We start from the raw sequence: 18940 nt of genomic DNA on the forward strand, positions 1-18940 counted from the left end.
GGAAGTGCGAATGTTGACATGAGTAACGATAAAGCGGGTGAGAGACCCGCTCGCCGAAAGACCAAGGGTTCCTGCTTAAAGTTAATCTGAGCAGGGTTAGCCGGCCCCTAAGACGAGGCGGACACGCGTAGTCGATGGGAACCACGTTAATATTCGTGGGCCTGGTGGTAGTGACGGATTGCACAAGTCGTTCAGCCTTATTGGATTGGCTGGGCGGCGGAGCGGTTCCAGGAAATAGCTCCACCATTATAGACCGTACCCGAAACCGACACAGGTGGTCAGGTAGAGTATACCAAGGCGCTTGAGAGAACTGCGTTGAAGGAACTCGGCAAATTGCACGCGTAACTTCGGAAGAAGCGTGACCCCTTTTTACGCAAGTGGAGAGGGGTGGCACAGACCAGGGGGTAGCGACTGTTTATCAAAAACACAGGGCTCTGCGAAGTCGCAAGACGACGTATAGGGTCTGACGCCTGCCCGGTGCTGGAAGGTTAAGAGGAGAGGTGCAAGCTTTGAATCGAAGCCCCAGTAAACGGCGGCCGTAACTATAACGGTCCTAAGGTAGCGAAATTCCTTGTCGGGTAAGTTCCGACCTGCACGAATGGCGTAACGACTTCCCCGCTGTCTCCAACGCAGACTCAGTGAAATTGAATTCCCCGTGAAGATGCGGGGTTCCTGCGGTCAGACGGAAAGACCCCGTGCACCTTTACTATAGCTTTACACTGGCATTCGTGTCGGCATGTGTAGGATAGGTGGTAGGCTTTGAAGCAGGGACGCCAGTTTCTGTGGAGCCATCCTTGAAATACCACCCTTATCGTCATGGATGTCTAACCGCGGCCCGTCATCCGGGTCCGGGACAGTGTATGGTGGGTAGTTTGACTGGGGCGGTCGCCTCCGAAAGAGTAACGGAGGCGCGCGATGGTGGGCTCAGAGCGGTCGGAAATCGCTCGTCGAGTGCAATGGCATAAGCCCGCCTGACTGCGAGACTGACAAGTCGAGCAGAGACGAAAGTCGGTCATAGTGATCCGGTGGTCCCGCGTGGAAGGGCCATCGCTCAACGGATAAAAGGTACGCCGGGGATAACAGGCTGATGACCCCCAAGAGTCCATATCGACGGGGTTGTTTGGCACCTCGATGTCGGCTCATCGCATCCTGGGGCTGGAGCAGGTCCCAAGGGTTTGGCTGTTCGCCAATTAAAGCGGTACGTGAGCTGGGTTCAGAACGTCGTGAGACAGTTCGGTCCCTATCTGCCGTGGGTGTAGGAATATTGACAGGATCTGTCCCTAGTACGAGAGGACCGGGATGGACATATCTCTGGTGGACCTGTTGTCCTGCCAAGGGCATAGCAGGGTAGCTATATATGGAAGGGATAACCGCTGAAGGCATCTAAGCGGGAAACCCACCTGAAAACGAGTATTCCCTATCAGAGCCGTGGAAGACGACCACGTTGATAGGCCGGGTGTGGAAGCGCAGCAATGTGTGAAGCTTACCGGTACTAATCGCTCGATCGGCTTGATCGTTCTCATTGACAATGCCCATCCCCGGATGGCGACGTGTTCAAGACAAACGAGGTGAAAACCTCACCAGCTTCTCAATCAATTTGCCCTTAGCCGACCTGGTGGTTCTGGCGGGGTGGCTGCACCCGTTCCCATTCCGAACACGGCCGTGAAACGCCCCAGCGCCAATGGTACTTCGTCTTAAGACGCGGGAGAGTAGGTCGCTGCCAGGTCTGCTAAAGGCAAATCAACAATCTTCTCGACACGCAAGGGCCCAAAGCCCGACACCTGGAACAGGCGCACGCGCCAACCATAGCCGGTCCGGAACAACAATAACGCGGGGTGGAGCAGCCCGGTAGCTCGTCAGGCTCATAACCTGAAGGCCGCAGGTTCAAATCCTGCCCCCGCAACCAACGAGACTTGAATACTTGCCCATTCAAGTCGCTTCTCTGAAAGCTCCTCCGCGTAAGCGTCGAGGAGCTTTTTTTGTTTCTGCTCCGTCTCTAGTTCGCCAGCGCGCAGCTTCTCCAGACAATCGTGCAGCTTCAGTGCCTCGAACTGCTTCTCCAGGATCGTCGCCACTGCCATCGCGGCCAGGATCGAGCCGATCCGGCCGTGACAACAGCGATCTGGCGCGGGCCACGCGGCTTGCCTTTGACATAGAGCAAACCCTTGGCTTCGGCACCGAACATCCGCTGCTCTATCGACCGCGAACCCGACCTGGCGGCTTGTGTTCATGCCAGGCTGGAAGCCGTGACCTTGCCCCCAAGTTTTATCCAGTTTTGAGTTCGCTCCAGCGGTTTTGGGTTGCAACACTTGGGGCGGTAGCGGCGGGTTGCGGTGCGGAGCCATTTCGGCCGCGCAGCACCGCATCACGTCGCGGGTTGATGGTCCGAGCGTACTCGGCAGGTGTCAGCCAGCCGAGGCCAGAGTGCGGTCGGTGATCGTTGTAGTCGCAGCGCCAGTTTGAAAGCGCTGATCGGGCATGGGGCAGGGACGAGAAGAGGGTTTCATTCAAGAACTCGTCTCGCAGCCGCCCATTGAAGCTTTCGATGAAAGCGTTCTGGATCGGCTTGCCCGGCGCGATGTAGTGCCAATCCACCTTGGCCCGGTCCGTCCATTGCAGGATCGCGTTGCTGGTGAACTCGCTGCCATTGTCGCTGACGATCATCTTCGGTTTGCCACGCGCCTCGACAATCCGGTCAAGCTCACGGGCAACCCGCAGGCCGGAAAGCGACGTATCGGCGACGAGAGCGAGGCATTCCCTCGTGCAATCGTCGACGACCGTCAGAACCCGGAACCTGCGTCCATCGGTGAGTTGATCTGACACGAAGTCGAGCGACCAACGATCATTGGCGGCCATCGGGATCAGCATCGGCGCTCGTGTACCGATCGCTCGCTTTCGACCGCCACGTCTGCGTACCGTCAGCTTCTCCTCCCGATAGAGCCGGAAGAGCCTCTTGTGGTTCACAAGGTGGCCCTCGCGTCTGAGCAGCACATGAATGCGTCGATAGCCGAAGCGGCGGCGTTCATGCGCCAGCGCCTTCATCCGCTCGCGAAGGTCATGATCGTCGCTGCGCCTGGTTTCGTAACGGATCGTCATCCGGCAAAAGCCGATGGCTTTACACGCCCGCCGTTCGCTCATCCGATGTTGGTTCATCAGATGCGCGACAGCTCTCCGCTTGGCTGCGGGCGTCACCACTTCTTTCCCAGAAGGTCTTTCAAAGCAGCATTGTCGAGCATCGCGTCCGCCAGGAGCCGCTTCAGCTTCGTATTCTCGTCCTCCAGCGTCTTCAGCCGCTTGGCTTCCGACACGTCCATGCCGCCGAACTTGGTCTTCCACTTATAGATGCTGGCATCGCTGACGCCGTGCTTGCGGCAAAGCTCCGAGACCGGCATGCCCGCCTCATGCTCCTTCAGAATGCCGACGATCTGTTCGTCTGTGAAACGGTTGCGCTTCATTCCCTGGTCCTCTCAATGGCCAGAGCTTACTTCAAAATGGATTAGGTCAGCGGGGCAAGGTCAGCCGCCCTTGACCGGGCGAGGGCAGTTCTCAGGAAGCGAAGGCCCACCTTCCATGTCCTCGCAAAGGCACTGTTCGAGGCCCAGGCAATGGATGAAGAGGCCGTGTTGTACATCCTGACGAGAGACGATTTACAGAATTAGGTGGTGGATCCGATCGACGAAGGTTCCAATGCGCTGGCGCTGGCGCTGGCTGCAGCCGAGACGTGAAGACTCAGGCGTTGGAAGTCATCTGCTCGTCTGCAACACGATAGCTTCGGGCCAAGGCCGCGGCCGGTAATCTTCCTTGCTGATGTGGACGAGGCCAATGCGGGCGTTGAACTTCACATCCTCATCAACGGAAGCGGTTATGGAAAGATGAATGCTCGACGTTCCAAGCCGCTCGACTTGCAAGTCGAGTTGCAGCCGTTCCCCGAGGCGGCTCGGTCCCCGGAAATCGATCTGTAGCGACACAACAGGGATCGCACTGTTCATCTCGACATGGATTTTTGCGAAATCAAAGCCGACGGCTTCGGCGAACCAGTCTTCGACGGTCGCATTGATCATTTCCACATAGCGTGGATAGAAGACGATCCCCGCCGGATCGCAGTGCTGGAATCGAATGAGTTCTTGCTTGCGGAACATAGGGCTATCCGATCGGGATCATCAGGTGATGAGGATTGCGCGGAAGTCATTGACGTTCGTGCCGGTCGGCCCGCAGACGAAGAGATCACCGATGGCTGCGAAGGCTGACCATGCGTCATTTTTGGAAAGGTAATCCTCCGCCCAGACGCCGGTCGCGATCATACGATCAACAGTGGAACTAGAGACGAAAGCGCCGGCATTGTCCTCGCTGCCATCGATGCCGTCCGTATCTGCCGCCAACGCATGAATCCCCTGGGTGCCCGGGATGTTCAGGGCGAGCGACAGCAGAAACTCCGTGTTGCGGCCGCCCTTGCCTTTCCCTCTGACGGTGACGGTCGTCTCGCCGCCGGACAGAAGGACGATGGGGCGCTCGAACGGCCTGCCATTGTGCGCTATCTCTCGTGCTATCGCCGCGTGAAAGGCGCCGGCTTCGCGGGCTTCCCCTTCAAGGGAATCCGACAATATCGCTGCCCGAATGCCCATTTTCGTGGCGACGTCGGCGGCCGCTTCCAACGATACCTTGGCCGAGGCGACGATATGCACAGAATGCCCTTCGAAGACGGGATCATCCGCCTGAGGTGCGGGATCTGCCGAACGGAGGTGCTGAAGAAGCTTTTCGGGGAGGTCGATCCCATATCGTTCGATCATGGCGATCGCATCGCGCGCGGTCGTCGTGCTCGGAATTGTCGGGCCGGAGGATACCAAGGCGGGATCATCTCCGGGAATGTCGGAAACGACGAGCGTCACGACTTTCGCAGGATATGCCGCCGCCGCCAGCCTGCCGCCCTTGATCCGTGAGAACTGCTTTCGGATCGCGTTCATTGCCGAAATCGGCGCTCCCGATCGCAGCAATGCCTCGTTGAGCGCGATCTCGTCGGCAAGATCGAGACCATCGGCCGGGGCTGGGAGGAGCGCTGATCCGCCGCCACATACAAGGGCAATCACCAGGTCGTCTGCCGTCAGGCCCTGGACGAAGTCGAGAAGTCGTTGCGACGCCAGCAAGCCGGCGGCGTCGGGGACGGGATGGGACGCTTCCAACACCTCAATGTGTTCGCAGGGTGCACCATAGCCGTAGCGCGTCACGACCGCCCCTTCGAGCTTGCCCGGCCAAAGCCGTTCAAGGGCACGGGCCAATTGTGCCGCACCCTTCCCCGCACCGACAACGACCGTTCGGCCTTTTGGCACCTCCGGCAGAAAGGGGCGCAGGCAGTGTTCCGGATCGGCCGCCTCCACGGCGGCATCGAAGAGGGACACGAGAAGTGCTCTGTGATCTTGCATTTCTCACCTTGAGGAGAGGGTGTTGGTGCGAAGCCACAGCGCGGATTCGCAGGAACGGGTTTGCATTTCACCAGGCGTAACCGGCGCCCGAGCGCCGGATCGAGCGCCCTATCTCGCCATTGGGGCCGTGCTGGCTCGTACGACCAGCCTGAGCGGCAGTTCGCGCTGGCGCATATGCTGACGCTGGGCATTCGTGGCGAGAAGATAGTCGCCGGCCAGCGTGCCCATCTCGCGGGCGGGGACTTCTACCGTCGTCAGGTCCGGCGTCGTCAGTTCGGCAATTTCGAGGTTGTCGAAGCCCAGCACCGATATGTCGTTCGGAACGACAATCTGGTTCTCATGACAATACTTGATAACGCCGGCGGCGATGATATCGCTGCCGCAAAAGACCGCGCTTGGCCGATCTTGGCGCTCCATGAGCCTCTTCATGGCGTTGCGGCCAGCTTCGATCTTGTAGGCCGACTCCAGCACCGCGATGTTTCCTTTCGGGATGCCCTGCTTTTCCAACTCAGCCACGAAGCCATCGCGCCGTGTGGTGGCACGGTCGTTGTTTTCGGTGATGCCGGCAATCATGGCGATTTTCGTGTGTCCAAGATCGAGAAGATAGCGCGCGGCCATGCGGCCCGCCTTCTCGTTGTCGAAGCCGACGGCCGCGCCTATGTCGGTCGATGAGGACGTGTAGGTGTAGACATAGGCGATCTTTCGCTGTTCCAGCAGTGCTATCGTTTCGGGGCGATGGATGGACCCGACCAGAATGATCGACTCGATGCCGCGTTCGACCAGAAGGCGGACCTGCTCCCATTCCATGTCGATATCGTAGAAGGAGGTGCTGATGATGATCGACACATCCTTCTCCGCCAGCCGGGCTTGAAGACTGTTGACCATGGTGGCGTAGATCGCGTGATCGAGCGTCGGGATGACTGCGCCGACGAGGCGCGATCTGGTCGACCGCAGAGCCCGGGCCGAGCCGTTCGGAACATAGCCGAGGTCTGCCGCCGCTTTCAGGACCCGCTCGCGCGCGGCCACGCCGACGGAAGGATTGTTGTTCAACACCCGCGACACCGTGGCGGGCGAACATCCTGCCCGCTTGGCCACATCGATCAATTTGGCGTCGAGGCTTTGCTGGTCGGTTTGCAAGTGCGTCTCCTCGTTCCGCAACTGTGAAATCGATTTATTGCAGCTTTAGTTCGGAGGTTCAACCGTCAAGTTTGCGCTGACGCCCACAATAGCACCTTTTGATGCCTCTCCCAAGAAATCGATTTATCGAAATCGCTGGAGAGTTCGATAGATGGCGCATATTTCAGGCGATACAGGCTCACTACTTTGATGAAAACGCCTCGGAACCGTGCGCAGTGTGACTTTGTTGACGGGCGGATGGGGAGGAAAAACAGTCTTGACATCATCGCCAATCACTGAGAAAACGATTTCACGAACGCTTGGGGAATTCACTTAGGAGGGCGTTCACATCTCGCTCATGACTTGTCCGGCGCGGCACAGTTGCGGCGTCAGTCATGCGGCATCGTCGATACATGGAGGAGGCCTATGAGGAAATTTGCCAAGCTCATCGCTGCGTCTGTCATTGCCTGTGCAGCGGCCGCGGGCGCACATGCCCAATCGATCAACGACATCATTTCCAGCGGAAAAGTGCGGATCGGCGTGAACGCCGGCGCTCCGCCGTTCAGCATGATTGACGGTAGCGGCGCTACCGTCGGTTATGACGTCGACGCAGCCAGCCTGATCGCCAAGTATCTCGGCGTCGAGGCGGAGATCGTGCCGTTCACCACGGCTGCCCGCATTCCCGCGCTGGAATCCAACAAGGTCGACATCGTGGTCGCGACACTTTCTCCGACGCCGGCGCGTGCCCAGACCGTGATGTTCACGATGCCCTACAGCACGTTCCAGCTCGTCATCCTGGGCGCAAATGACGCCACCTTCGCGAAACTCGAGGATCTCGCAGGCAAGAAGATCGGCGTATCGCGTGGCACGCCGCAGGAGGCTGCGCTCGACAAGATGGCGCCGGAAGGCGCGACCGTCACCCGCTTCGAAGATGACTCGACGACGATGCAGGCCCTTATGTCCCAGCAGGTTGATGCGGTTGCCATTCCCGAGACCGTGTTCGGCGAATTGAAGAAGGCTCGGCCGGACATTCCGTTCGAACCGAAGTTCACGCTCTTCAATCAGTACATGTCGATCGCCGTGCGCAAGGATGCCTACGAGCTTCGCCAGTGGCTGAACACCACGCTCTCGTTCATCAAGCAGAGCGGTGAACTCGACGATATCTCGGTCAAATGGACCGGCAAAAAGCTGCCGGCGACCATGCCCGTCTTCTGACAACCGCGGCGAGCGGCGCGAAGTGCCGTCGCTCGCCCGCCCGTCTTGAGGAGACCTACAGTGCTTTTCGATCTCCAGTTTGCGCCCGTCGTGGCGAATATGCCTGCTCTGCTGAAGGGCGTCCTGCTGACCGTCGAGCTTTCGGCTGCCGCAATCATCTGCGGGAGTGGGCTTGGCCTTCTGGTGGCGCTGCTTCGCCATCTGGCGCCACCGTCGCTGCGCTGGCCAATGACCGTCTATGTCGAGCTGATCCGCAACACGCCGTTCCTGATCCAGCTCTACATCATCTTCTTCGGCCTGCCGGCCTATGGCTTCAAGGTCAGCGCCATTGAGGCTGGCCTGATCGCGATGACGATCAATCTCGGAGCCTACGCCACGGAAATCTTCCGGGCCGGCATCGACTCCATTCACCGGTCTCAGATCGAGGCCGGGCATGCCTTGGCTCTGACCCGGCTGCAAATCTTCCGCCAAATCATCCTGAAGCCTGCCGTACAGAAGGTCTGGCCATCGCTCGTCAGCCAGTTCGTTCTTATGATGCTGACGTCGAGCGTGTGCTCGTTCATCTCTGTCGAGGAACTGAGCGGGGCCGCCAACACCATCCAGTCGGCGACGTTCCGAAGCTTCGAGGCCTATATGGTCGCTGGTGCGCTCTATCTGGCGCTCGCCATCGTCCTGAAATCCGGCCTCTTCGCCCTTGGCCGCTATGCATTCGGCAGGAAGGCGGCGAGGGCTCGGTCCTTCGGGACCGCGGCGTTGATCGCCGGGGAGGCAAAGCAATGATCCGCGATTTCGGCATCCAGGAAATCTGCATTTTGCTCGCGGCGGCGCGCTGGACGATCCTGCTCACCGTTTCCGCGACCGTCCTCGGCGGCGTCTTCGCGCTCTTCATCGCGCTCGCGCGCGTGTCGATCCACCGGTGGCTGCGCGTTCTGGCGACAGGCTACATTGCCGTCGTTCAGGGCATTCCTGCTCTGATCCTGCTGTTCCTGTCCTATTACGGGCTGTCGAAGGCGGGCTACGATCTCAGCCCGATGGTGGCCGCCTCCATTTCGCTGGCGATCTATGCGAGCGGCTATCTTGCGGATATCTGGCGCGGCGCGATCCAGTCCGTGCCGCCCCAGCAATGGGAGGCGTCGACATCCCTCGCCATGACCCGGGCCCAGCAGTATCGCTATATTATCCTGCCGCAGTCCGTGCGCATCGCCCTGCCGCCCACCGTCGGTTTCCTGGTCCAGCTCGTCAAAAACACCTCGATTGTCTCGATCGTCGGGGTCGTCGAACTGGCGCGTGCGGCCCAGCTCGTCAACAACGCCACGTTCCAACCCTTTCGCGTGTTCATCGCGGTCGGCCTGATCTATTTCGTGATCTGCTACCCGCTTTCGCTCGCGAGCAAACGCTTCGAGGTGAAGTTCAATGCCTATCGTGCGAGTTGAAAACCTCAGGAAGAGCTTCGGGGCTCTCGAGGTCCTGAAGGGCGTGTCGCTCAATGTTGAAAAGGGCCAGGTGGTCGCTCTGCTCGGGAAGAGCGGATCCGGCAAGAGTACGCTGCTTCGGTGCCTGAACGGCCTCGAAATGGTCAATGACGGGAAGATCGAGATAGCTGGTCATTCAATGGTCTACAGCGCCGGGGCCCTGCGTGACCTGCGCAAGGACGTCGGCATCGTTTTCCAAAGCTTCAATCTCTTTCCTCATCTCTCGGTTCTGGAAAACGTCACGCTGGCGCCGCGCCTCACCAAGGGCATCACACGAGCGCAGGCGCAAGAGACCGCTCTCGAAATGCTGTCGAAGGTTGGTCTGCGCGAAAAGGCGGGCTCCTATCCGGACGAACTGTCGGGTGGACAGCAGCAGCGTGTCGCCATCGCGAGATCGCTCGCCATGAGCCCGAAGGTGATGCTGTTCGATGAGGTGACCTCGGCGCTTGATCCCGAGCTGACCGGGGAGGTGCTCCTTGTCATGGAGAAGCTTGCCGCCGACGGCATGACGATGATCCTCGTGACCCACGAGATGGAGTTCGCGCGCAAGGTCGCGACGACTACTATTTTCATGCATCAGGGGCTCATTCACGAGGAGGGGCCGTCCGCAGAGATTTTCTCTTCCCCGCGGACGAGTGAGTTCCGCCAGTTTCTCGGCGCTGCATAGCAACCGAGAGAACGATTTATCGGCCGCCGGCGCTCTCTGAGGCCATTTCTCTTAGCTGCCAGCATACCGTAGATTGACTCGCCTGTGAAAATATGAGAAATCGTTTTCACAGACGCATGGGAGGGAAACTTGCTGCTCAATGGAATCAAAGTCGTCAGCTTCTGCCACTTTCTTCAGGGACCTGCTGCTGACCAATATCTCGCCGACATGGGCGCCGAAGTCATCAAGGTCGAACCTCTCGGGGGCGCCTACGAGCGCGCCTGGTCCGGTGCTAATGTCTATATCGAAGGCGTCAGCGGCTTTTATCTCTGCGCGAACCGCAACAAGCGCTCGATCGCCATCGATCTCAAGAACCCTGCTGGCAAGGAAGTTGCCCGCAGGCTGATCCAGGAGGCCGATGTCGTCCTGGAGAACTTTCGGCCCGGTGTCTTCGCCCGTCTCGGCTTCGACGACGAGGAACTCAAGCGCCTGAACCCGACGTTGATTTTCGCTTCCGCGAGCGGCTTCGGCTCCAGCGGCCCGATGCTCGGTAAGCCGGGTCAGGATCTTCTGGTCCAGGCCCGCTCCGGTCTGATCAGCGTCACCGGCAATGTTGCATCCGGCCCGACGCCGGTGGGTGCTGCGGTGGTCGATCAGCACGGCGGCGCGCTGCTCGCCATGGGCGTCCTCGGCGCCTTGGTTCGCAAGTTGCGGGAAGGCAAGGGGACGCGGGTCGAAGGCAGCCTGCTGAATTCGGGCATCGACCTGCAGAACGAACCTCTCGTGAACTGGTTCGCCGGCGCGATCGAGCGGAACGCCCTCGATCGGCCCAAGAGCCTTGCGACCTGGTTCCATCAGGCGCCCTATGGCGTTTATCCGGCCGCCGATGGTCATGTCGTCGTGTCGCTGTGCGAGACGCCGGATCTGGCCGAGGCCGTCGAAAGTGCCGAACTTCGTAAAATGATTGGACTGGATCGTTACGAGGACCGGGACGCCTTCGCCAAAGCTCTTGCCGAGGCGACCGCGAAGTACACGATTGCCGAGCTGGAAGAACGCTTCGACGGCCACAATGTCTGGTGGGCGCCGGTCAAATATTACGACGAGCTGCTCAACGATCCGCAGCTTGTGCACTCGGAAGTGTTCCGCGAAGTGGATGTTCGCGGCCGCAAGATTCATTTGGTCAACCACCCGAACCGATACGACGGCAAGGTTCCAGATCTTCGCGTCCTCGCTCTCGAAATCGGCGAGCACACCCGCGAAATCCTTACCGAGCATGGCTTCGGTTCAGCCGAGATCGAGCAGCTTTTTTCCTCCAAGGCGGTGACCGCGCCCGATGAGCAATCGCAGAAGGGAGCCGCGTGATGGACACGACTTCCCGTGAACAGGATGTGCTGGCGGTCGAAGGCCGGAGGCGAGGCGTCGCCATCGTTACCGGCGCCCGTCGCGGCATCGGCCGGGCGATTTGCGTCGCGCTTGCGAAGTCGGGCTTTGATGTTGCCGTGGTCGATATCGCCGCGGACGGCAATGGTGACGAAACCGTGCGCCAAGTGACGGAGAAGGGGCGAAAAGCGTTCTTCTTCAGGCTCGACATCTCCAATACGGCCGACTATTCGGCGTTCCTCTCGGCGGTGGAGGATCGGCTTGGCCCGGTGACGTGCCTCGTCAACAATGCCGGCGTGCAAGTCGCCGAGCGTGGCGATCTTCTCGATGTTTCCGAGGAGAGCTTCGATCGGCTGATCGATATCAACCTCCGCGGCACGTTTTTCCTCACGCAAGCCGTCGCGAAAACGATGGTTGCGCGCGAGCATGCTGACGACCGCTCGATCGTCTTCATCACCTCGTCGAATGCTGGTCTCGTTTCGCCGGAAAAGGGGCCGTATTGCATCTCCAAGGCGGGGCTCTCGATGGCTTCGCAGCAGTTCGCGCTACGGCTCGCCGAGCACGATATCAATGTCTTCGAGATCCGCCCCGGCCTGATCCGCACCGATATGACGGCGGAGGTCTTCGACCGATACAATCCCGGCGTCGAGGCCGGCTCGCTCTCGCCCATCCGACGCTGGGGTGAGCCCGAAGACGTGGCCCGCGCCATTACCACACTCGTGACCGGCGGCATGCCGTTCAGCACCGGCGACATCTACAGCATAGGTGGAGGACTGCAGGTTCCGAGGCTGTAATTTTTGGACCTGTCGAGAAAACGATTTCACGCGTATTGGGAGGCAATGCGATGACGGCGCCTGTTCTGGAAATGAGGGGGATACATAAGCGTTTCCCTGGCGTTTACGCGCTCAAGAATGTGAGTTTCGCTGTGGCGCGGGGCAGCGTCCATGCTCTCGTTGGCGAAAACGGCGCGGGCAAGTCGACGCTGATGCGCATCCTGTCCGGCGCCTATACCGCGAGCGAAGGCTCCGTCGTTATCGACGGCGTCGAAATCGACAATCCGACGCCGGAGAAAATGCTTCAGCTCGGCGTCGCGGTTATCTACCAGGAACTTGCGCAGGCGCCGCACCTGACAGTAGCCGAGAATATTTTCCTCGGTCGCCTCCCGAAAAGCAGCCTTGGAACTGTGGACTGGCGCCAAGCGCGCGCCGACGCGCGCAAAATCCTCGACAGCCTCAATTTCAAAGTCGATCCGGCAGCAAGGATTGACCGCCTCAGCGTCGCCCAGCGCCAGATGGTGGAAATCGCCAAGGCAATCTCCCGCAACGCCCGCATCGTTGTGCTCGACGAGCCCTCGGCCGTGCTCGGCGACAGTGAGTTGCACAATCTCTTCGCCCTCATCCGCAAGCTCAGCACGGAGCAGGGTGTTTCCTTCGTCTACATCTCGCACCGCCTGAAGGAACTCTACGAGATCTGCCAGGACGTTACGGTTCTCCGGGACGGCCAGGTGATCTCGACCGCGCCGCTCGCGGGCATCACGACGGACGACCTCATCCGCCAGATGGTCGGCCGCGAGATGAGCGACATCTTCCCGCAGCGGCCGGAGCCGAAGGCAGACGTTCGCCTGTCCGTCGCAAATGTGAACCGCAAGGGGGTTCTGCAGGACATCAATTTCGAGGTTCGCCGCGGCGAGATTTTCGGCATCTGCGGTCTTGCAGGCTCGGGGCGGACGGAAGTCCTTCGCGCCATCGCCGGCGCGGACGCGCTTGATAGCGGCGAGATCACCGTCGACGGCGAAAGGCTTGCCTTGAGAAGCCCGGGTGCGGCGCTCTCCAAGGGCATCGGCTTGTTGCCCGAGGATCGCAAGACTGAAGGCTTGTTCCTCGACCAGTCCGTCGCCTTCAACGTCACGATCTCCGCATTGAAATCGGTCAGCGGCGGCGGCTTCCTCCGTTCAAGCCGCGAGCGCCGAAAGGTCGCTGGCTATATCGAGCAGATGCGCATCAAGACGCCTTCGGGTGCGACCCGTGTGCGCACGCTTTCCGGCGGCAACCAGCAGAAATGCGGTATTGCCCGGCAGCTCAACGCCGGGACCACCATTCTGCTGGTCGACGAGCCGACGCGCGGCGTCGATGTCGCCGCCAAGCGCGAAATCTACGATCTCCTGGTGCAGCTCACCTCCACGCTCGGCGCCAGCATTGTGATGGTGTCGTCTGAACTTCCCGAGGTTCTGGGCTTGTGTGACCGGATCATGGTCATGCGGCAGGGGAGCGTCGCGGCAATTGTCGACGGGAAAGGCGCAACCGAGGAATCCCTCATGGCCCACGCGGTCTGGAATTAAGGAGCAAGACATGTCAGCCCGTCAGTACACCCACTTCATCGATGGCCGTTTCGATGCCTCCGCCGATGCGCACGTCGAACGCAAGGCACCCGCCTCCGGTGAGGTCGTTGCCCGTTTCGCTTCCGGCCAGATCGCGGACATGGACCGCGCGGTCGCGGCGGCGCGTGCTGCCTTCGATAAGGGGCCCTGGCCGTCGATGAGCGGCATGGACCGCGCCGAGATTCTCAACAAGTATGCCGATCTCGTTCGCGCCAACTTTGACCGTCTCGTCCGCATCGAGGTTGAGGAGGTCGGCAAGCCGATCCGCTTCGCCCGTGGCGATATTTCCGGTGTGGTCGGCCTCATCCGCTATGCTGCTTCGCTGGCGCTCCAAATGGCCGGCACGACCTACACCAATCTCGGCGCCAGCAAGACTGCGATGATCATGCGCGAGCCGGTCGGCGTTGTCGGCCTGATCACGCCGTGGAATTTCCCCGCCTTGATCCTCAGCCAGAAGGTGCCTTTCGCGCTCGCCGCGGGCTGCGCTGTCGTCGTGAAGCCGTCGGAATTCACCTCCGGCAGCGCGCTTGAACTTGCCGCACTCGCCACGGAGGCAGGCGTTCCGGCGGGTGTATTCAACGTCGTGACGGGCAAGGGCTCCGTCGTCGGTCAGCACCTCACCGAGCATCCCGGCATCGATTTCATCTCCTTCACCGGCTCGACCCAGGTCGGTCAGACCGTCATCGAGGCATCGGCGCGCAATGTCGTGAAGACTTCGATGGAACTCGGTGGCAAGTCGGCCAATATAGTCTTCGCTGACGCCGATCTCGACGCGGCCGTCGACGGGGCGCTGATGGGCGTCTTCTTCAACAATGGCGAATGCTGCGTCTCTGGTTCGCGCCTGTTCGTGGAGGCCGCCATCGCCGACGAGTTCGTCAAGCGCGTCGCCGAGCGCTCGGCGCAGCTCAAGGTCGGCAATCCCTTCGACGAAGATACCGATATCGGCGCGATGATCGATGAGAAGCACTTCAACAAAGTCCTGGAATTCGTGCGCTCGGGCGTTGACGAAGGCGCAACCCTCCTGACTGGCGGCAGTGCCGCGAAGCCGGGCAGTGGGCATTTCGTCGAGGCAACGATCTTCGATCATGTCGCACCGTCGATGACGATCTTCAAGGAAGAGATCTTCGGGCCGGTTCTCAGTGTCACACGCTTCGACACCGTCGATGAGGTCATCGAGCTCGCGAACTCCAGCATGTACGGCCTGTCGAACTATGTCTGGTCGAAGAACATCGACACGGTTCTGACCGTCACCAAGCGCCTGAAGAGTGGCTGGGTGCAGGCAAACACCATCATCGACGGCGCCCCGCAACTGCCGCTCACCGGCGTCAAGGGCTCGGGCTTCGGCTACGAGATGGGCCAGGCCGGCTTCGAGGAATTCACGCAGTTGAAGACACTGTTCATTCACACGGGTCCGCGCCAGCCGGTCTTCGCACGATGAACGCCGCCGCCCCCATCGCGCTTCTGGTCTCGGACGTCGACCGTACGTTGCTGACGCACGACTATGCTCTTCCCGAGCCGGTCGTGGACGCCATCGCACGGGCCGGAGAGCGGGGCGTGCGGGTCGTGCTGGCATCGGCACGATCCCCCGAAGCGCTGCGCCCCTATGCGAAGCGCCTCGGGCTTACTGATCTCGTCGCCTGCTTCAATGGCGGCTGGATCGGGAGCCTTCAAACGGGGGCGACGATCGCAACGACGACAATCGAGCGTGAGGATGCCCTGTCTGCGATGCAGGCTGCCAGAGATCTTGGGCTCGACGCCCTCTGGTACGGCATCGACCGGGTCTATGCCCTCGAAATCAATCCAGTGGTGCAGCGCGAGGTCGCGATCACCGGCGAGACGCTGGCTATCGTCCATGCGTTCGAAGATCTTCCGGGACAGCCCGGCAAGATCATGTGCGTGCGTACTGACGCGAACGATGCCCGCCCATTCGAGACGATGCAGGAAAGATTTTCCGAGACACTCTCTCTCGTGCGCTCGCATTGGAGGCTTCTGGAGATCAATCCGCCGGGTGTTTCGAAACGCACCGCCATCCAGATGCTGTCCGCCCATCTGGGCGTCACCCAGGAACGCTGTGCGGCCGCCGGAGACGCGGAAAACGACGTCGGCATGCTGCGCTGGGCAAACGTCGCCCTGACCGTCGGCAACGCGATCGACGAAATCAAGAGCTTCGCGGCCTTTGTCGGCCCGTCCTGTGACGACGGCGGAATGGCTGCCGCCGTCGATTGGCTCACCAACCGGCTCCACGAGCCGCCGAACCAGAACTAGGGAGGAGAGGGGACATGGCTCACACGGCAACCCCCGGGAATGCGTCAATGGAAGGCTCGGCTGCTTCGCGGGCATGGTCGCTCGTGCAAGGCCTCGGCCTTTTCTGGGTGCTGGTCGCGCTGTGCGCGGTAGCAATCTACCTTTCGCCAAGCTTCCTGCAGGTCGGTAATCTCATGAATGTCGGGCGCCAGATCGCCCTGTTTGGTATCGTCAGCATCGGCATGACCTTCGTCATTCTGACGCGCGGCATCGACCTATCCGTCGGCTCGATCGTCGGGGTCGTCGCGGTCTCCAGCGCGATGCTGCTTTCGTCGGGCACGCCGATCCCGGTCGTGATCGTCCTGGCGCTCGTGATGGGTGCGGTGTTCGGCGCGCTGAACGGCACCGGCGTTGTCTTCTTCCGCATGCCACCCTTCATCATGACGCTGGGCACACTCGTCATGGGTCGCGGTATCGCGATGACCATCGCCAACGGCGAGCCGCAGAACCTCGGTGATGCCACCGATGCCTTCTATTTCCTCGGTGGCGGCTTCCTTCTCGGCGTTCCCGTGCCGATCTGGATTTTTGCTGGCGTCGCCTTGATCGCCTTCGTCGTGTTGCGCTCGACCGCCCTCGGCCGCCAAGTCTACGCCGTCGGCTCCAATGCAGAAGCCGCGCACCTTGCCGGCATCAAGGTTGGGGCGGTGCTCATGTCGGTCTACGTCATCTCGGGCATTCTCGCCTCGCTGACGGCGCTTATCACGATCTCTCGCCTCACCGTCGGCGAGCCGACGGCCGGCACTAACCTCGAACTGGAAGCGATCGCGATCGTGGTCATCGGTGGCACCAGTCTCTTCGGCGGCGAAGGCACCATCATCGGAACCGTCATCGGCGCCGCCATCATAGCCGTCATCGCCAACATCCTGAACCTGCTCGGCATCTCGCCCTTCACCCAGCAGATCGTCAAGGGCGCCATCATCATCGCTGCCGTCATGTTCGAGGTTTATCGCCACCGCCAGCGGATCTGAATGCCGTCGCGCCATGGTGGTGCACGGAGAATTGCAACTGTCCAATCTTGAGGAGGAACGAACATGAACACCAACCGCAGACAATTCCTGACGCTCTCCGCAGCCCTGGCCGCCGCCGTAGGCACGTTAGGACTGCCGCTGCGCGGCGCTTTCGCCCAGGATAAGATCAAGATCGGCTTCAGCCAGGGCACCATGAACCATCCCTGGCGCATCGCAATGGTCGAGGTGAACAAGAAATTCGCGGCGGAGAACTATCCGGACCTCGACATCATCGTGACCGATGGCAACAACGATGCCGCCAAGCAGGTGGCGGACGTGGAAAGCCTGCTGACGCAGGGTATCAAGGTTCTCGTGATCTCGCCGCTCACCGAACAGGCCCTGACACCAGTGGTCAAGGACGCTCTGGCGCAGGGCATCCCCGTTCTGACACTCGACCGCAAGGTTAACACGGAGGTAACCTGCCATCTCGGCGGTCTCAACCTGCCGCTCGGCGAAGGCGCCGGCAAATTCCTGATCGATGCGCTTCCGAACGGAGGCAACATCATCGAGCTGCAGGGCACGGCCGGAGCCTCGGCCACCAACGATCGCCACAACGGCTTTGCGAGCGCAGTCGCCGGCAATGCCGCCCTGAAGGTCGTGGCGCAGCAGAACTGCGACTATACCCGCGACAAGGCCGTGAAGTTCATGGAGGACATGCTTCAGCGCTTCAGGCCGGGTGAAATCCAGGCCGTTTACGCACACAATGACGAAATGGCGCTCGGCGCAATCCAGGTGATGGAAGCCGCCGGCCGCCTCGAAGGCGTAAAGGTGATCGGGATGGACGGCCAGAACACGGCCTTCCAGGCGATCAAGGACGGCAAGATGTCGGCCTGCTTCATCTATCCGTTCTGCGCGCCGGAAGGCATCCAGGCCGCCTACAAGATCGCCAAGGGCGAGACCGTCGACAAGGAGATTGTCCTGCCGACCGTCCAGGTTTCCAGCGACAACGTCGATCAGTTCCTCGGCAAGGGGATCTAAGCCACGCCGATGGGCCGCGCCGTCCGTGCGCGGCCCCACCTCGAACAGAAGGAAGAAGCGATGACATCCGTTCGCCACTACGACGATCCCCAGGGCGTCGTTCCCGCCGTTCTCATGCCGTTCAATGCGAAGCTCGAGGTCGATGAAAAAGCCTATCGCAGACACCTCGCAGATGTCGGCGGCGTGGAAGGTATCAGTGCGATCGCCATCAATGGTCATGCAGCCGAGGTCGCGTCGTTGACCATCGAGGAACAATTCCGCGCGATCACGGTCACCAAGGAGGTGCTCGAAGAACGCGTTCCGACCGTTGTCGCGGTCTACACGAATTCGAGCCTTGAAGCCGCACGCATCGCCCGCAAGGCGCAGGACGAAGGCGCGAACGGTCTTCTGGTTTTCCCGCCGGAAGTCATGGTTCTCGGTGGGAATATGCGTTTGGAAGTTATTCAGGAGCACTACAAGCACATCACCGGTTCATCCAGCCTTCCGATCATCCACTACCAGTTCCCCGTCGCCTCGAACCTTGCGATACCCCTGCCGACGCTGCTTGAGCTTTGCTCGCGTTTCCCCTCGATCCGGGCGATCAAGGACAATTGTGGTGACGGCAACCTGCATGAACGCCAGATCCGCGAGCTTCGGGCGCTGGACCAGCCGGTCAGAACACTCACCACCCACAGCTCCTGGCTCCTCGGCTCGCTTGCCCTTGGTTGCGACGGCCTGCTCTCCGGCGCCGGGTCGGTGATCGCCAACCTTCAGGTCGCGCTTCTGCGCGCTGTGAAGGCCGGCGATCTCAACGCGGCCAAGGCGATCAATGACAAGATCTATCCGACGGTCCGCGCCTTTTATGATCATCCGCTTCTCGACATGCACAATCGCATGAAGGAAGCGCTTGTCATTCTCGGTCGCTGGGAGGAAGCCTATGTTCGCCCGCCGCTGGTCAAGCCGACGGCCGCCGAAATCGAAAAGATCCGCCGTTGTGTTGAGCAGGCTGGCCTGACGCCGGAGACCCTTTACAAGAAGGTTGCATGACC

General features: G+C 60.6%; 16 protein-coding genes, 1 tRNA gene and 2 rRNA genes (1 of these 19 cut by a window edge). 15 read left to right on the plus strand and 4 right to left on the minus strand.

The window, feature by feature from the left end; translation table 11 throughout:
- From ACXAGF_RS03215 to ACXAGF_RS03225, 3 genes are all read left to right on the plus strand, one after another.
- Positions 1–1517, plus strand: a 23S ribosomal RNA gene (locus ACXAGF_RS03215); it begins 1282 nt to the left of the window's first position.
- Between the two features lie 94 nt (positions 1518–1611).
- Positions 1612–1726: ribosomal RNA gene (rrf, locus tag ACXAGF_RS03220) — 5S ribosomal RNA — on the plus strand.
- Positions 1727–1829: 103 nt separating this feature from the next.
- Positions 1830–1906: transfer RNA gene (locus ACXAGF_RS03225), tRNA-Met, on the plus strand.
- A gap of 359 nt (positions 1907–2265) precedes the next feature.
- Here the strand turns inward: ACXAGF_RS03225 and ACXAGF_RS03230 are convergent.
- The 4 genes from ACXAGF_RS03230 to ACXAGF_RS03245 form a co-directional block, all read right to left on the minus strand.
- A protein-coding gene (locus ACXAGF_RS03230; protein WP_475014455.1) for an IS3 family transposase occupies positions 2266–3455 on the minus strand; the annotation gives its coding sequence in 2 pieces (ribosomal slippage) (positions 2266–3206 and positions 3206–3455; 1191 coding nt in all).
- A 288-nt stretch (positions 3456–3743) separates the two neighbouring features.
- Positions 3744–4139 (minus strand): acyl-CoA thioesterase, encoded by a 396-nt coding sequence (locus tag ACXAGF_RS03235; RefSeq protein ID WP_475014457.1) that lies wholly within the window; start codon positions 4137–4139, stop codon positions 3744–3746.
- Between the two features lie 21 nt (positions 4140–4160).
- Complete coding sequence (locus tag ACXAGF_RS03240; RefSeq protein ID WP_475014458.1) at positions 4161–5417, minus strand: glycerate kinase type-2 family protein; 1257 nt, start codon at positions 5415–5417, stop codon at positions 4161–4163.
- A 108-nt stretch (positions 5418–5525) separates the two neighbouring features.
- Positions 5526–6554 (minus strand): LacI family DNA-binding transcriptional regulator, encoded by a 1029-nt coding sequence (locus ACXAGF_RS03245; RefSeq protein WP_475014459.1) that lies wholly within the window; start codon positions 6552–6554, stop codon positions 5526–5528.
- Between the two features lie 342 nt (positions 6555–6896).
- Between ACXAGF_RS03245 and ACXAGF_RS03250 the strand changes: the two genes are divergently transcribed.
- From ACXAGF_RS03250 to ACXAGF_RS03305, 12 genes are all read left to right on the plus strand, one after another.
- Positions 6897–7748, plus strand: a complete 852-nt coding sequence (locus ACXAGF_RS03250; protein ID WP_475014460.1) for a transporter substrate-binding domain-containing protein — start codon at positions 6897–6899, stop codon at positions 7746–7748.
- 60 nt (positions 7749–7808) lie between these two features.
- Positions 7809–8528, plus strand: coding sequence for an amino acid ABC transporter permease (locus tag ACXAGF_RS03255; protein WP_475014461.1), 720 nt, complete (start codon positions 7809–7811; stop codon positions 8526–8528).
- Positions 8525–9181: an amino acid ABC transporter permease gene (locus ACXAGF_RS03260; protein ID WP_475014463.1), complete on the plus strand. Its 657-nt coding sequence runs from the start codon at positions 8525–8527 to the stop codon at positions 9179–9181. Before ACXAGF_RS03255 ends, ACXAGF_RS03260 begins: the two co-directional genes overlap by 4 nt.
- On the plus strand, positions 9162–9887 hold the full coding sequence (locus ACXAGF_RS03265; protein WP_475014464.1) for an amino acid ABC transporter ATP-binding protein: 726 nt from the start codon (positions 9162–9164) through the stop codon (positions 9885–9887). Before ACXAGF_RS03260 ends, ACXAGF_RS03265 begins: the two co-directional genes overlap by 20 nt.
- A 129-nt stretch (positions 9888–10016) precedes the next feature.
- Positions 10017–11228, plus strand: a complete 1212-nt coding sequence (locus ACXAGF_RS03270; protein ID WP_475014465.1) for a CaiB/BaiF CoA transferase family protein — start codon at positions 10017–10019, stop codon at positions 11226–11228.
- On the plus strand, positions 11228–12040 hold the full coding sequence (locus ACXAGF_RS03275; protein ID WP_475014467.1) for a 3-ketoacyl-ACP reductase: 813 nt from the start codon (positions 11228–11230) through the stop codon (positions 12038–12040). The genes ACXAGF_RS03270 and ACXAGF_RS03275 overlap by 1 nt, the downstream gene beginning before the upstream one ends.
- A gap of 71 nt (positions 12041–12111) precedes the next feature.
- Positions 12112–13584 carry a sugar ABC transporter ATP-binding protein gene (locus tag ACXAGF_RS03280; RefSeq protein ID WP_475019200.1) on the plus strand — a complete coding sequence of 491 codons (1473 nt, stop codon included), beginning with the start codon at positions 12112–12114 and terminating at the stop codon, positions 13582–13584.
- A 10-nt stretch (positions 13585–13594) separates the two neighbouring features.
- A complete protein-coding gene (locus ACXAGF_RS03285) occupies positions 13595–15061 on the plus strand; it encodes an aldehyde dehydrogenase family protein (RefSeq protein ID WP_475014468.1) in 1467 nt (488 codons plus the stop codon).
- Positions 15058–15888 carry an HAD family hydrolase gene (locus ACXAGF_RS03290; RefSeq protein WP_475014469.1) on the plus strand — a complete coding sequence of 277 codons (831 nt, stop codon included), beginning with the start codon at positions 15058–15060 and terminating at the stop codon, positions 15886–15888. Before ACXAGF_RS03285 ends, ACXAGF_RS03290 begins: the two co-directional genes overlap by 4 nt.
- A gap of 14 nt (positions 15889–15902) precedes the next feature.
- Positions 15903–16895 carry an ABC transporter permease gene (locus tag ACXAGF_RS03295; RefSeq protein ID WP_475014471.1) on the plus strand — a complete coding sequence of 331 codons (993 nt, stop codon included), beginning with the start codon at positions 15903–15905 and terminating at the stop codon, positions 16893–16895.
- A gap of 63 nt (positions 16896–16958) precedes the next feature.
- Positions 16959–17912, plus strand: coding sequence for a substrate-binding domain-containing protein (locus tag ACXAGF_RS03300; protein ID WP_475014472.1), 954 nt, complete (start codon positions 16959–16961; stop codon positions 17910–17912).
- Positions 17913–17972: 60 nt separating this feature from the next.
- Positions 17973–18938, plus strand: a complete 966-nt coding sequence (locus ACXAGF_RS03305; RefSeq protein WP_475014473.1) for a dihydrodipicolinate synthase family protein — start codon at positions 17973–17975, stop codon at positions 18936–18938.
- The last annotated feature ends 2 nt before the right edge of the window (positions 18939–18940 follow it).

It is taken from the genome of Mycoplana sp. ABR4_002, from assembly GCF_056159645.1.

Excerpts from the sequence above, each read along its gene's own strand:
- ACXAGF_RS03240 (WP_475014458.1), bottom strand. The coding sequence starts at position 5,417 with ATGCAAGATCACAGAGCACTTCTCGTGTCCCTCTTCGATGCCGCCGTG.
- ACXAGF_RS03280 (WP_475019200.1), top strand. The coding sequence starts at position 12,112 with ATGAGGGGGATACATAAGCGTTTCCCTGGCGTTTACGCGCTCAAGAAT.
- ACXAGF_RS03300 (WP_475014472.1), top strand. The coding sequence starts at position 16,959 with ATGAACACCAACCGCAGACAATTCCTGACGCTCTCCGCAGCCCTGGCC.
- ACXAGF_RS03235 (WP_475014457.1), bottom strand. The coding sequence starts at position 4,139 with ATGTTCCGCAAGCAAGAACTCATTCGATTCCAGCACTGCGATCCGGCG.
- ACXAGF_RS03265 (WP_475014464.1), top strand. The coding sequence starts at position 9,162 with ATGCCTATCGTGCGAGTTGAAAACCTCAGGAAGAGCTTCGGGGCTCTC.
- ACXAGF_RS03290 (WP_475014469.1), top strand. The coding sequence starts at position 15,058 with ATGAACGCCGCCGCCCCCATCGCGCTTCTGGTCTCGGACGTCGACCGT.
- ACXAGF_RS03295 (WP_475014471.1), top strand. The coding sequence starts at position 15,903 with ATGGCTCACACGGCAACCCCCGGGAATGCGTCAATGGAAGGCTCGGCT.
- ACXAGF_RS03285 (WP_475014468.1), top strand. The coding sequence starts at position 13,595 with ATGTCAGCCCGTCAGTACACCCACTTCATCGATGGCCGTTTCGATGCC.
- ACXAGF_RS03260 (WP_475014463.1), top strand. The coding sequence starts at position 8,525 with ATGATCCGCGATTTCGGCATCCAGGAAATCTGCATTTTGCTCGCGGCG.
- ACXAGF_RS03305 (WP_475014473.1), top strand. The coding sequence starts at position 17,973 with ATGACATCCGTTCGCCACTACGACGATCCCCAGGGCGTCGTTCCCGCC.
- ACXAGF_RS03275 (WP_475014467.1), top strand. The coding sequence starts at position 11,228 with ATGGACACGACTTCCCGTGAACAGGATGTGCTGGCGGTCGAAGGCCGG.